Annotated in this window: 11 protein-coding genes; 1 reads left to right on the top strand and 10 read right to left on the bottom strand. The window is 66.4% G+C overall.

Going from position 1 to position 13,206, the window contains the following annotated elements; genetic code table 11:
- Positions 1–90: 90 nt before the first annotated feature.
- Complete coding sequence (locus NWF24_RS24810) at positions 91–1,095, top strand: bile acid:sodium symporter family protein (protein WP_258350863.1); 1,005 nt, start codon at positions 91–93, stop codon at positions 1,093–1,095.
- A gap of 4 nt (positions 1,096–1,099) precedes the next feature.
- Here the strand turns inward: NWF24_RS24810 and NWF24_RS24805 are convergent, their stop codons facing one another.
- The 10 genes from NWF24_RS24805 to NWF24_RS24760 form a co-directional block, all read right to left on the bottom strand.
- On the bottom strand, positions 1,100–2,761 hold the full coding sequence (locus tag NWF24_RS24805; RefSeq protein ID WP_258350862.1) for a Na/Pi cotransporter family protein: 1,662 nt from the start codon (positions 2,759–2,761) through the stop codon (positions 1,100–1,102).
- A gap of 64 nt (positions 2,762–2,825) precedes the next feature.
- Positions 2,826–3,683, bottom strand: coding sequence for a phosphodiesterase (locus NWF24_RS24800; RefSeq protein WP_258350861.1), 858 nt, complete (start codon positions 3,681–3,683; stop codon positions 2,826–2,828).
- On the bottom strand, positions 3,680–4,741 hold the full coding sequence (locus NWF24_RS24795; protein ID WP_258350860.1) for an ABC transporter ATP-binding protein: 1,062 nt from the start codon (positions 4,739–4,741) through the stop codon (positions 3,680–3,682). The genes NWF24_RS24800 and NWF24_RS24795 overlap by 4 nt, the downstream gene beginning before the upstream one ends.
- Complete coding sequence (locus NWF24_RS24790; protein WP_258350859.1) at positions 4,731–5,531, bottom strand: ABC transporter permease; 801 nt, start codon at positions 5,529–5,531, stop codon at positions 4,731–4,733. Before NWF24_RS24790 ends, NWF24_RS24795 begins: the two co-directional genes overlap by 11 nt.
- Positions 5,532–5,542: 11 nt before the next feature.
- Entirely contained in the window at positions 5,543–6,385 is an 843-nt protein-coding gene (locus NWF24_RS24785; RefSeq protein ID WP_258350858.1) for an ABC transporter permease, read from the bottom strand.
- Between the two features lie 16 nt (positions 6,386–6,401).
- Positions 6,402–7,412 carry an ABC transporter substrate-binding protein gene (locus NWF24_RS24780; protein ID WP_258350857.1) on the bottom strand — a complete coding sequence of 337 codons (1,011 nt, stop codon included), beginning with the start codon at positions 7,410–7,412 and terminating at the stop codon, positions 6,402–6,404.
- A gap of 53 nt (positions 7,413–7,465) precedes the next feature.
- Positions 7,466–8,488 (bottom strand): LacI family DNA-binding transcriptional regulator, encoded by a 1,023-nt coding sequence (locus NWF24_RS24775; protein WP_258350856.1) that lies wholly within the window; start codon positions 8,486–8,488, stop codon positions 7,466–7,468.
- 145 nt (positions 8,489–8,633) lie between these two features.
- A complete protein-coding gene (lspA, locus tag NWF24_RS24770) occupies positions 8,634–9,149 on the bottom strand; it encodes a signal peptidase II (RefSeq protein ID WP_093048934.1) in 516 nt (171 codons plus the stop codon).
- On the bottom strand, positions 9,149–11,998 hold the full coding sequence (gene ileS / locus NWF24_RS24765; RefSeq protein WP_258350855.1) for an isoleucine--tRNA ligase: 2,850 nt from the start codon (positions 11,996–11,998) through the stop codon (positions 9,149–9,151). Before ileS ends, lspA begins: the two co-directional genes overlap by 1 nt.
- A 122-nt stretch (positions 11,999–12,120) precedes the next feature.
- Positions 12,121–13,158 carry a bifunctional riboflavin kinase/FAD synthetase gene (locus NWF24_RS24760; protein WP_258350854.1) on the bottom strand — a complete coding sequence of 346 codons (1,038 nt, stop codon included), beginning with the start codon at positions 13,156–13,158 and terminating at the stop codon, positions 12,121–12,123.
- Positions 13,159–13,206 lie beyond the last annotated feature (48 nt).

Below are 13,206 nucleotides of genomic sequence, written 5' to 3'. Positions count from 1 at the left end.
TTGGCGACGAGATTCATGCGCGGAAATCACACATTCCCCTGCTGAGTCGGCCTGCGCGCCTGCAACGCGCGCAGCGCCCCAAGTTGCAACATGTCCCGCCCCCGTTTTCTTCCCGACAACTTCACCTTCGCGCTCCTCTCGGTCGTGACCTTTGCCAGCCTGCTGCCCGCAAGCGGCAAGGCTGCACATTTCTTCGAGTTGCTGACGACTGCCGCCATCGGCCTGCTGTTCTTCCTGCATGGAGCCAAGCTGTCGCGCGAGGCGATCGTGAACGGGCTCACGCACTGGCGGCTGCACTTGCTGGTGTTCGGCAGCACCTTCGTGCTGTTTCCGATGCTCGGGCTGGCGCTCAAGCCTTTGCTCCTGCCGCTGGTGACGCCCGAGTTCTACACCGGCGTGCTCTACCTGTGCGTGCTGCCCGCCACCGTGCAGTCGGCTATCGCATTCACGGCGATGGCTCGGGGCAACATGCCCGCCGCCATCTGCAGCGCATCGGCCTCCACGCTGCTGGGTGTGTTCATCACGCCAGTGCTGGTCAACCTCGTGGTGCTGCCGAACGGCGGCCATGCAAGCTCGTCGCTGGACTCGATCGGACGCATCCTGCTTCAGCTGATGGTGCCCTTCGTAGTGGGGCACCTGCTGCGGCCGTTGATCGGCAAGTGGATCCAGCGCCGCGCCGCGGTGCTGAAATTCGTGGACCAGGGCTCGATCCTGCTGGTCGTCTACACGGCATTCAGCGCGGCCGTGATCGAAGGCCTGTGGAAGCAGGTGCCCGCGCATGCGCTGGTCGGGCTGCTGGTGGTGTGCGCGGTGGTACTGGGGCTGGCGCTGAGCCTTACGACGCTGCTGGCGCGCAAGCTGGGCTTCGATACCGAGGACGAGATCACCATCGTGTTCTGCGGCTCCAAGAAGAGCCTGGCCAGCGGGATACCGATGGCGAAGGTGCTGTTCGCTTCGCACGCTGTGGGCGCGATCGTGTTGCCGCTGATGCTGTTCCATCAGATGCAGCTGATGGTCTGCGCCGTGCTGGCGCAGCGGTATGCGCGGCGGGGGCGCAAGGCTTCCGTGCTGAAGACGGCCGAGCAGGCCGACTAGTCGGTCAGCCCTCGATCTTTCCCAGCCGGGATTCCCTCAGCCGGCTGGGCGCCAGCGCTCCGGCCGACTCCAGGATCGGATAGGCAATCGAGCAGATGTGCGAGTTGATCCGCTTCAGGTCGCTGATCAGGTCAATGTGCAGCGAGCTGGTTTCGATGCTCAGCGTGGTCCGGTCCGACAACCGGTCCAGGTGGGTCGTGGCGTAGGCCCGCTCCAGGTTCCGGAAGCGCACCTTCTCTTCGAGCAGCTTCTGCGCATCGCGCACGTTGCCGTTCAGGAACACGCTCATGCTCAGCCGCAGGTTGGCCACCAGCCGCCCATGCAGCTCGACGATTTCCGCCATGCCCGCTTCAGAGAAATTGCGCTGAGGTTTGATCTTCTTGTCTTCCACATCGATGATCACGCGCTCGATGATGTCGCCGATCTGCTCCATGTTGATCGTGAAGCTGATGATGTCGGTCCAGCGCCGGCTTTCCTCTTCGCCCAGCGCCTCGCGCGAGATGCGGGTCATGTAGTACTTGATGGCCGAGTAGAGCTCGTCCACCGTGTCGTCGAGCTGCCTCAGCTCCTGCGCCAGCTTCAGATCGTTGTGTCGGATCACGTCGAGCGTGCCGATCAGCATGGTCTCGACGATGTCGGCCTGGTGCAGCGCCTCGCGCGCGGCATTCGAAATGGCGAGCGACGGTGTCGACAGCGCCGACGGATCGAGGTGATGCGGCCGTGAGGTGCCGGCCGGCTGCTGCGGCACCGGCAGCATGCGCGTTACCAGCTTGGCGACCCACTGCGTGAGGCCGATGAACCCCACGCTGATCACGATGTTGAACGCCAGGTGGAACAACACCACGCCGTGCGTCTGGTTGGGCAGCTGCGGTTGCACATAACGGATCCACAGCCCGATGAAGGGCGCGACGACGGCCACGCCCAGCGCCTTGAAGAGCAGGTTGCCGACAGTCACCTGCCGCACCGACACCGCCGACTTGGCCGTGGTCAGCACCGCGAGCAGGCCGCTGCCCAGGTTGGCACCGAGCACCAGGCCGAGCGCCACGTCCAGCGGCACCACGTTCGACGTGGCCATGGCCGCGACCAGCAGCACCACCGCGAGGCTCGAATAGGCCACGATGGCCAGCACCGAGCCGATGGTGATTTCAAGCAGCACGTCGCTGCTGATCGATGCGAGCAGCGCGCGCACTGCCGGCGAGGAGAACAGCGGCTCGGTCGCCTCCACCACCAGCTGCAGCGCCAGCAGCATCAGCCCGAGCCCGATCAGCACCCGGCCGACGCGCCCCGCCACAGTGGCCGAGCGCGTGATGAACAGCACCACGCCCACGAAGATGAACATTGGCGAAAGCCACGACAGGTCTGCCGAGAACAGCACCGAGATCAGCGCAGTGCCCACGTCTGCGCCCCGCATCACCGCCAGCGCCGCCGGCAGCGTGACCAGGCCCTGCCCGACGAAGGACGAGGTCATGAGCGAGGTGGCGGTGCTCGACTGCACCAGGGCCGTCACGCCGATGCCCGAGAGGGCGGCCGTGAAACGGTTGCGCATGCTCTGCACGAGGATCTTGCGCAGGTTGGCGCCGAACACACGCAGCACGCCGGTGCGGACCAGGTGCGTGCCCCATACCAGCAGGGCTACGGCCGCCAGCAGATTCAGGAGATGCTTCATGGGGGTCGGGTTCTATCCTTTTCGTTTTGCTTCGTTTCGACCCCATTTTCCACAAGTGAGCGCTTCAGTCGATCAGGGCTCCGTTGTCGTGGAAAGGATAGGGGCCTTCGAAGCTGCCTGATGCCGCGAGGTGGGTGACGAGCCGGCGTCCTCGCGCTGACCACGCGTGCACCCGGAAAGAAGGCGGCTCCAGCGTCCAGGCCGAGTCAGCGTCCGGGGCCAGGTCGAGGCAGACCTGATGAGCCTGCGCCGGCGAGGTGGAGGCGATAGTGCCGCCGAAGCGCACGTCGATGGCACGGTGCAGGTGGCCGCAGATCACGCGTTCGACGTTGCCGTAGCGCGAGAGCAGGGCTTCCAGCGCATCGGCGCCTTGAAGCAGGCCGATCTCGTCCATGTGGCCGATCAGCGTTTCGAAGGGCGGATGGTGCATGGCGACCACGACGGGCTCGTCGCGGCAGGCGTCGAGCTGCGCTTCGAGCCAGGCCAGCCGCTTCTCACACAGCGAGCCGTGGCTGGCGCCGGGCACGCAGGTGTCGAGCGTGAGCAGCCGCAAGTCGCCGACGCGCACTGAGTACTGGATGAAGCCGTCGGTATCGGTGCCCGTGCCCATGTAGGTATGGCTAGGGAAGCTGCGGCGCAGCTGGTCGCGGTCGTCGTGGTTGCCGGGCATGAGGTAGACCGGCATGGTCAGCGGGGCGAGCAGGCGGGCGAGGTGCTCGTACTCGGCGGCGCGGCCGAAATCGGTCAGGTCACCGGTGACGACCACCGCGTCGGGCTGCTGGCGCAGGGCCAGCACCGATTGCACGGCGCGTTCGAGGTACGGCGCCGTGTCGATGCGGCCATAGGCCAGCCTGCCCGGCTCGCGGATGTGCAGGTCGGTCAGCTGAACCAGGAAGGTGTTCTTGTTCTGAGTTGTCGTCATGCGCTTGTTTCCTGCGACGTCATCAGCCGGTCGGGGTGGATGCGAAGACCCACTGCGTCGCCCGGCCCGAAGGGATTGTCGCGCCCCACGTCGGCCACCAGCACGGGCTGGTCTCGCAGTCGCAGGTGCAACTGCACGCGGTCGCCGAGGAAGGTGCGGCGCTCGACGGTGGCGGCGCCCCAGTCGGGCTGCGGCGCGCTGACCTCGATGTCTTCAGGCCGCACGAGCAGCATCGCATGGCCTTGCCACGCGCCCGGGCAGGGCACGGTTGACCCTCCGAGTCGGACAACGCCTTGCGCGATGGCATCGGCCTCGCGCTCCAGGCGATTGACCCGGCCCAGGAATTCGGCAACGAAAGGATGCGCGGGCGCGCGGTAGAGGTCTTCACCGCGACCCACCTGCACGATGCGGCCGGCGCGCATCACCGCGAGCCGGTCGGCGATGGCCAGCGCCTCCTGCTGATCGTGCGTGACGTGGATGGCCGTGATGTGCAGGCGGCGCAGCAGCTCGGCCAGCTCGTCGCGCAGCGATTCCTTGAGCTTGGCGTCGAGCGCGGCCAGCGGCTCGTCGAGCAGCAGCACGCGCGGGCGCACGGCCACCGCGCGCGCCAGCGCCACGCGCTGGCGCTGGCCGCCGGAGAGTTCGCCGGGGCGCTTGTTCTCCAGGCCGCCGAGACGCACCAGGTCGACCAGCTCGCCGACGCTGCGCTTTTCCTCATCGGGCGAGACGCCGCGAATGCGCAGGCCGTAGCCGATGTTGGCCGCCACCGTCATCTGCGGAAAGAGCGCGTAGCTCTGGAACACCATGCCCACGCCGCGGTGCTCGACCGGGCGCAGCGTGACGTCTTGCCCGCCGAACACGATGCGGCTGCCCGCGTCGGGTGCTTCCAGCCCCGCGATCAGCCGCAGCAGCGTGGTCTTGCCGCAGCCCGAAGGGCCCAGCAGCGCGAGCACCTCGCCAGCCTCGACCTTCAGGTCGGTGGGCTGCAGGCCGCGCGTGCCGTCTGCGTAGGTCTTTGCGCAGTTCGTAATGTCGACGGGGATACGTTCAAGTTCCATGGCGTTTCTGCATCAGGTTGGCAAGGTACTGCAGGCCCCACAGCACCGGAAGAATGACGGCGAAGAAGACCAGCGTGTAGGCCGATCCGATCTCGATGCGCATCGAGGCATAGCTGTCGGCCAGGCCCACGGGCAGCGTGCGGGTGAGCGGGGTGTGCAGCATCCACGTGAGGTTGAATTCGCCCACGGACAGCGTGAACACCATCAGGCTGCCGGCCACGATGGCCGGGAACACGGCCGGCACCAGGATGCCCATGAAGCGCTGGCGGAAGTTCGCACCCAGCGAGCGCGCGGCCTCTTCGAGCGCGAGCAGGTCGTCGCGCTGGAAGGCCGAACTCACCGTGCGCACCATGAAGGGCAGCGTGAAGATCATGTGGCCGACGAGGATGAAGGCGAAGCTCTGGCGAAAGGCAGTGAGCTGGCCATAGGCGAGGATCAACGCCAGCGCCGTCGCAAGGCCAGGCACCGCGACTGGCAGCGTCAGCAGTTCTTCGAAGATGCGCGCGGCGCGCGAGCGGCTGCGCGCCAGCGCATAGGCGCAGGGCACGCCCAGCAGCACAGTGCCGACGACGCAGGCCACGGCCAGCGCGAGCGACCAGCCGACGGTGCCGCCGTAGTTCTCCCACACCTCGCCGAGCCAGCGCAGGGTGAGGCCGCTCTTCAGCCCGGTGCTGTAGTTGTTGACGAGGCCCGCCATGACCGACAGCAGCATCGGCGCGATCATGAAAAGGCTCACGATCACCGTGACGGCGAGCAGGAAAGGGGCCTTCGGTTGTGTGTTCTTGCGCATGTGCGTAGGCCTCAGCGTGCGACGGGATTCGCGCCGAAGCGACGCGCCACGAACAGCACCAGCCAGGTCACGATGCCCAGCGAGATCGACAGCGACGCGGCGAGCGCGAAGTTGGCGTAGTTGGTGAACTCGTTGTAGATGGTGATCGGGATCACCTCGAACTTGCTGGCCAGCGTGAAGGCCGTGCCGAAGGCGCCCATCGAGGTGGCGAACAGGATGGCGCCGCAGGCCAGCGTGGTGGGCGCGAGTTCGGGCATCCACACGTCGCGCGCCACGCGCAGCCGCGAGGCACCGAGCGAACGCGCCGCTTCTTCGAGCTGCGTGTTCATCGACTCGGCCGCCGCTGCATAGGTGGCAATGGCGCGCGGCAGCGAGAAATAAAGGTACGCCAGGAACAGCCCGAGCAGGCCGTAGGCGAAGGTGATGCGCTCGCCGAACAGACTGTCGCCGATGTCGGCCACCACGCCTTGCCGCCCGCCCAGCAGGATCACGAAGAAGCCGATGATCACGCCCGGAAACGACAGCGGCAGCGTGAGCAGCGACAGCAGCACGCGCTTGCCGATGAAGGCATGGCGTGCGAGGTAGATGCCCACCGCCGCGCCCAGTACCAGCGTGGCCAGCGTCACGGCCACAGAGAGCGCGACCGTGTTGGCCATGCTCGTGAGGTAACGCGCGTCGGTCAGCACGGCGAAGTAGGTGGCCCAGCCTTTGTCGGCCGGCAGCGTGAGCAGGCGCACCACCGGCAGCAGCCAGAAGGCCGCGAAGAAGGCGGCCGCGGGCGCGACGCAGGCCAGCAGGCGCCAGCGCGGGTTCCAGGCGTTGGAAGAAGCGTTGGAGATGGTGGCTTGCGTCATCGCTTGTGGCGTCCGCTCAGCGGACTTCCTTCAGGTACTCGTCGGAGAAGGCGCGCTGCGCTGCGGCCATGCGGCCGTAGTCCACGCTCTTGGCGCGGGCGTATTCGCTCGCGGGCAGGAACTGCGCCTCGATGTCCTTGGGCATCGCATTGGCGCGCACCGGCCGCAGGTAGGCCTTGGCCCAGATCGCCTGGCCTTCGTCGGACAGCGTGAAGTCGAGCACCTTCTTCGCGTCGGCCGCGTGCGGGGCCTTGGCGACCAGGCTCATCACGTAGGGCACTGCCAGCGTGCCTTCGCTCGGGATCACGAAGGCGACGTTGGCCTTGTCCTTGTACTTGGCGCGGTAGGCGTTGAAGTCGTAGTCGAGCAGGATCGCGATTTCGCCCGACAGCACGCGCGCGTACGAGGTCTGCTTCGGCACGATGGGCTCGTTCTTCTGCAGTGCCTTGAAGTAGTCGATGGCCGGCTTGAAGTTGTCGAGCGTGCCGCCGCGCGCTTCGTTCACCGCGACCGCGCCGACATAGCCGACGAAGGCCGAGGCGGGGTCGAGGTAGCCGATCAGGCCCTTGTACTCGGGCTTGAGCAGGTCGGCCCACGACTTCGGAATCGGCTTGCCCTTGAGCGCATCGACGTTGACCATGAAGCCGAGCGTGCCCGAGTGGATGGTGAACCAGTTGCCGGCCGGGTCCTTCAGGCCGTCGGGAATGTCTTTCCATGCGGCCGGCTTGTAGGGCTCGACCAGGCCGTCCTTGGCCGCCTGCACCGCGAAGGTCACGCCGAGGTAAGTGACGTCGGCCACGGGGCTGGCCTTCTCGGCCGCCATCTGAGCGAGCGACTGGCCCGAGTTCTTGTTGTCCGGCGGCACGGTGACGCCGGTCTTGGCCTTGATGGCCTTCAGCTGCGTGCCCCAGTCAGCCCATTCGGTCGGGCAGTTGTAGCAAATGGCGGTCTGCGCCATGGCGCTGCCGGCGATGAGCGTGGCGGCGAGCAGGCCGAGGCGGGCCATGCGGTGGAAGCGAAGGGACATGATGAAGAAGCTCCTTGGATGGATGTAGGCAAAGAACGAGAGAAGGGTCGGGGTCAGGAAATCGCGGCGTTGTTGTCGTCTTCGTGCACTGAAGCGCACGACTCGCCGTCTCGGAAGGCATGGGGAAGCAGCAGGCTTGCATCGGCCTGCAGCGTGGCGCCGCCGGCCATGGCCTGGATCAGCAACTCGACGCTGTGGCGGCCGATGTCGCTGTTGGGTTGGGTGATGGTGGTGAGCGCGGGCGTGAGGTCTTCACCGAGTGCGATGCCGTCGAAGCCGACGACGCTGAGGTCGCCAGGCACCGACAGGCCGCTGAGGTGCGCGGCGCGGATGCTGCGAATGGCCAGCAGGTCGTTGGAGCAGATCAGCGCGGTGGGGCGGTTGCGCGCCTGCAGCTGGCTGGAGAGTGCATCGACAGCTGTTTCGACGAAGGGCACTTCGATGAGTGCGGGCGCGGCGAGCCCGGCCTCGGCCATGCCCTTCAGGTAGCCGCGGTAGCGCTGCTGCGCGCGGTCCGACGCGGCGAGCGTGCCGCTGACCATGGCGATGCGGCGGTGGCCCAGCAGCACGAGGCGCGTGACCGCGTCGGCAACCGCGCCTTCGCTGTCGACCGACACGCAAGGGTGGTCCGGGTGCCGGTTGTAGGCGAGCACATAGGGCACGCCGGCTGACTGGAGACGGGGCAGGGCGGCCGAGGTGGAAGGGTTCGACACCACGAGGATCAGCCCGTCGACATTGCCGGCGAGCAGTAGACGCACGGCGCGCTCTTCTTCGTCGAGCTTGTAGCCCGTAGTGACGGGAATGATCGCGTAGCCACCCGCGACGGCCGCGCGCGCGATGCCCTGCAGGCATTCGGCGAAGGTCGGGTTCAGGAGCGTGGGCAGCACCACGCCGAGCACGCGGCTGCGCTGGGTGCGCAAGGTGCGCGCGCTGGCGTTCGGCACGTAATTGAGTTCGCGCGCTACGCGCTCCACCAACTCGCGCGTGGCGGGCGTCACCTTGCCGGGAAAGTTGAAGGCGCGCGAGACGGTGGCCACGGAGACCCCGGCTTTGGCTGCAACGGCTTGAATGCTCATCGTGCGGTGTTCATGTAATCGATTACATTGAACCGCAGCAGTATGACTTTGTTATGACATCGCAAGAAGGCGGGAGAAACCCTCGGGGCTTTGCGAAGATGGACCGCCCCAAAGAAGAAGGGGCCCATCGGGCCCCTGAGAAAACTTACTTGCCCCGGCGAACCCGTCGGATCTCATCCAGGATCAAGCAGATAGCCCCGAGCGTGATCGCACTGTCCGCAGCATTGAAAGCCGGGAAGTACCAGTTTCCCGCATGAAAGCTCAGAAAGTCGACGACATAGCCGTGCATCATCCGGTCGACCACGTTCCCGATGGCCCCGCCCAGGATGCAGGCCATGGCGAACGAGAACAGCTTCTGCCCTGCGTGCGACTTCAGCATCCACACGATGAACACCGCGGCCGCCACGCCGATGATCGTGAACAGCCAGCGCTGCCACCCCGAGTGATCCGCGAGGAATGAAAAAGCCGCTCCCGTGTTGTGCGCGCGCACGACGTTGAAGAAGCTCGTCACGTAGGTCGCGTCGCCGAGCTTGTAGTAGCCCAGGATCAGCGTCTTGGTGAACTGGTCGATGATCACGATGATCACCGCCAGCCCGAGCCACGGCCAGATGCTGCCGCCGCGCGAACGCGATGCAGAAGACATGGAGCGGGTGGCGGCCATCAGGCAACGCTCCGCGATTCGCCGGCGCCGAACAGGTTGCTCGTGCAGCGCCCGCAGATCGTCGGGTGTGCCGCATCGTGGCCCACGTCGTCGCGGTAGTGCCAGCAGCGCTCGCACTTCTGCGCGGCGCTTGGCGTTACCACCGTCGACAGCGCTTCACCGGCGGCCAGCGCGATGGCCGAGGTGATGAAGACGAACTTCAGGTCGTCGCCCAGCGAGCCCAGCAGCGCGAAGTCGTCGGCAGGCGCCGTCAGCTGCAGATTGGCCTGCAGCGACGAGCCGACCTTGCCTTCGGCGCGCACCGCTTCGATGTCCTTGTTCACCGCGTCGCGGATCTCGCGGATGCGGCTCCACTTGGCCAGCAGTGCTTCGTCGGGCGCGGCGAACTGGCTGTAGGTCTGCGCGAAGATCGATTCGCCCGGCTTGCCGGTGCTCACGAACTTCCAGGCTTCCTCGGCCGTGAAGCTCAGGAACGGTGCCATCCAGCGCAGCATGGCTTGCGAGATGTGCCACAGCGCCGTTTGCGCACTGCGGCGTGCCAGCGAACCCGGGGCCGTCGTGTAGAGCCGGTCCTTCAGGATGTCGAGGTAGAAGCCGCCCAGGTCTTCCGAGCAGTAGATCTGCAGCTTTGCCACCACCGGGTGGAACTCGTACACCTTGTAGTGCGCGAGGATCTCGGCCTGGAACTGCGCAGCGCGCGACAGCGCATAGCGGTCGATCTCGAACAGCTGGTCGAGCGGCACCGCATCTTTGCCAGCGTCGAAGTCGCTCGTGTTCGCGAGCAGGAAGCGCAGCGTGTTGCGGATGCGGCGGTATGCATCGACCACGCGCGCCAGGATCTTGTCGTCGCCCGCGATGTCGCCCGAGTAGTCGCTCGCCGCCACCCACAGGCGGATGATTTCCGAACCCAGCTTGTTGCTGATTTCCTGTGGATCGATGCCGTTCTTGAGCGACTTGCTCATCTTGATGCCCTTGGCATCGACCGTGAAGCCGTGCGTCAGCAGGCCCCGGTACGGCGCGCGGTCTTCCAGCGCGCAGGCGATCAGCAACGACGAGTGGAACCACCCGCGATGCTGGTCGTGGCCTTCGAGGTACAGGTCGGCTTCCGGCCCCGTGTCGTGGTGCACGGTGGGGTGCGTGCCGCGCAGCACGTGGGAGAAGGTCGAGCCCGAGTCGAACCACACCTCGAGGATGTCGGTGCTCTTGGTGTAGTGCGGTGCGTCTTCGGCGCCGAGGATCTCTTCGACCGTGGCGCGGCTCCAGGCCTCGATACCGCCCTTTTCGACGATGTCGGCGGCCTGGTCGATGATTTCCATCGTGCGCGGATGCAGTTCGCCCGAATCCTTGTGCAGGAAGAACGGGATCGGCACGCCCCAGCTGCGCTGGCGGCTGATGCACCAGTCGGGACGGCCGGCGATCATGTCGTGCAGGCGCGCCTTGCCGTTCTCCGGGTAGAAGCTGGTCTGCTCGATGGCGTCGAGTGCGGTCTGGCGCAGCGTCTTGGGCGCCTTGTCCTTGGTGAACACGCCTTCGCCTTCGTCCATGCGGATGAACCACTGCGCGGCGGCGCGGTAGATCACCGGCGTCTTGTGGCGCCAGCAGTGCGGGTAGCTGTGCGTGATGGTCTCGGTGGTCAGCAGGCGGTTGGCATCGCGCAGCGCGGCGATGATTTCCGGCACGGCCTTCCAGATGTTCTGGCCGCCGAACAGCGGGAAGTCGGCCGCGTAGCTGCCGTTGCCCTGCACCGGGTTCAGGATGTCGTCGTACGCCACGCCGTGGGCGATGCAGGAGTTGAAGTCGTCCAGACCGTAGGCGGGCGAGGAATGGACCAGGCCCGTGCCGTCGGTGGCGGTGGCGTAGTCGGCCAGGTACACGGGCGACAGGCGCTTGTAGCCCGCGTCGGCGTCGTACAGCGGGTGCTCGAATTCGAGGCCGCCGAGCTTCTCGCCCTTGACCGTGGCCAACACCTTGCCGTCGAGCGCATAGCGTGTCATGCACATCTCGACCAGCGAGTTGGCCAGGATCAGCAGGCCGCGCTCGGTGTCGACCAGCGAGTACTCGAGGTCGGGGTTGAGGTTGATCGCCTGGTTGGCCGGGATGGTCCATGCGGTGGTGGTCCAGATCACGGCGAAGATGTCGCCGAGGATCGTGTGGTCGGTGCCGAAGGCCTTGAGCACCTTCTCGCGCTCGTGCGCCTTGAAGGCCACGTCGACGGTCTGGCTCTTCTTGTCGGCGTATTCGATTTCGAACTCGGCCAGCGAGGAGCCGCAGTCGAAGCACCAGTACACCGGCTTCAGGCCGCGGTAGACAAAACCGCGCTCGATCACGCGCTTGAACGCGCGCAGCTCGCCGGCTTCGTTGGCGAAGTCCATCGTCTTGTAGGGATGGTCCCACTCGCCCAGCACGCCCAGGCGCTGGAAGTCGACCATCTGCTGGGCGATCTGCTCGGTGGCGAAGGCGCGGCTCTTGGCCTGCATCTCGTCACGGCTCAGGTTGCGGCCGTACTGCTTTTCGATGGCGTTCTCGATCGGCAGGCCGTGGCAGTCCCAGCCGGGCACGTATAGCGCGTCGAAGCCTTCGAGCTGGCGCGCCTTGGTGATCATGTCCTTCAGGATCTTGTTCACCGCATGGCCCATGTGGATCTGGCCGTTGGCGTACGGCGGGCCGTCGTGCAGGATGAACTTGGGCGCGCCGTGGCGGGCGTCGCGCAGGCGGTGGTAGCGGCCTTCGTCGTTCCATTCCTTCACCCAGCCCGGTTCGCGCTTGGGCAGGTCGCCGCGCATCGGGAAGGGGGTGTCGGGCAGGTTCAGCGTGGAACGGTAATCTTTGGGGGAAGCAGCGTCAGACATGTTGGAGTGCGAAACAGGGGGCTTCGACAGGCTCAGCCCGAACTGCATGAAGCGTGTCGGTGCGGAAGGTAAAGCCGTTCGCCCTGAGCTTGTCGAAGGGCGGCAGCACGGTGCGTGCAGGGCTAAATTCGGTCGCGCGTGGTCTGGCGGTGGGTTTCGGCGTGGGTCGATGCAAAGAACGCGCGCGCGTCGCGGCCATCCTTCGCGATGCCCGCAGTAAGGGCCTCGAGGCTGGTGTAGCGTAATTCGTCGTGCAGTTTGTGCAGAAGTTCCACGCGGACGATTTTACCGTAGGCCCCTTCGGCGCCCAGATGGGAGGGCCACTCCAGGCAATGTGTCTCCAGCAAAACACGCCCGGCGTTGACGTCGTTGGCGTCCAGCGAGGGGCGCACGCCGAGGTTCGCCACGCCCGGCAGCGGCTGGTCAGCCAGGCCGTGCACCAGCACTGCGAAGATGCCGCTGGCGGCCGGCTTCCAGTGCTTGAAGCGCAGGTTGAGGGTGCGGAAGCCGTCGTCCTTGCCTGGCGCCGAAGCGCCCAGCGCCCGGCCCAGCTTGCGGCCATGGACCACATGGCCGGAGATGGTGTACGGCCGCCCGAGCAGTGTCTGGGCGTCGGCCATGCGGCCTTCGGCCAGCGCCTCGCGCACGGCGGAACTCGAAACCCGCAGGCCGTGCACTTCGTAGCTGTTCATGCGCGCCACGTCGAAGCCACGGGCATCGCCGGCCGCGTCGAGCATGGCGTAGTCGCCGGCCCGCTTGGCGCCGAAGCGGAAGTCGTCGCCCACCAGCACGTAGCGCGCGCCCAGGCCGTCGATCAGCACGTTCTGGATGAATTCCTCGGGTGACCGGGAGGCCAGCCGGCCGTCGAATGGCAGCACGATGGTCTGCGCCACGCCGCAGGCAGCCAGCTCGCTGAGCTTGTCTCGCAGCGTGCCGATGCGCGCCGGCGCCAGGTCGGGCTTCTTCGTGATTGCGGCGAAATAGTCGCGCGGGTGGGGCTCGAAGGTGAGCACGCAACTCGGCAGCCCGCGCTGGCGGGCCTCGGTCTGCAAGAGCGCGAGCATGGCCTGGTGGCCGCGGTGCACGCCGTCGAAATTGCCAATGGTGAGGGCGCAGGCAGGAGCTACGCCCGGGTGCCGGAAGCCGCGAAAAACCTGCATCGGTGAGTATCTTTTTGATAGCGCCTTTCGCCCGTCAAATGGGCGAAT

The organism is Variovorax paradoxus (genome assembly GCF_024734665.1).
GTDB lineage: Bacteria > Pseudomonadota > Gammaproteobacteria > Burkholderiales > Burkholderiaceae_C > Variovorax.
The sequence above is the reverse complement of the archived record's forward strand: the minus strand, read 5'-3'. Positions and strand labels throughout refer to the sequence as shown.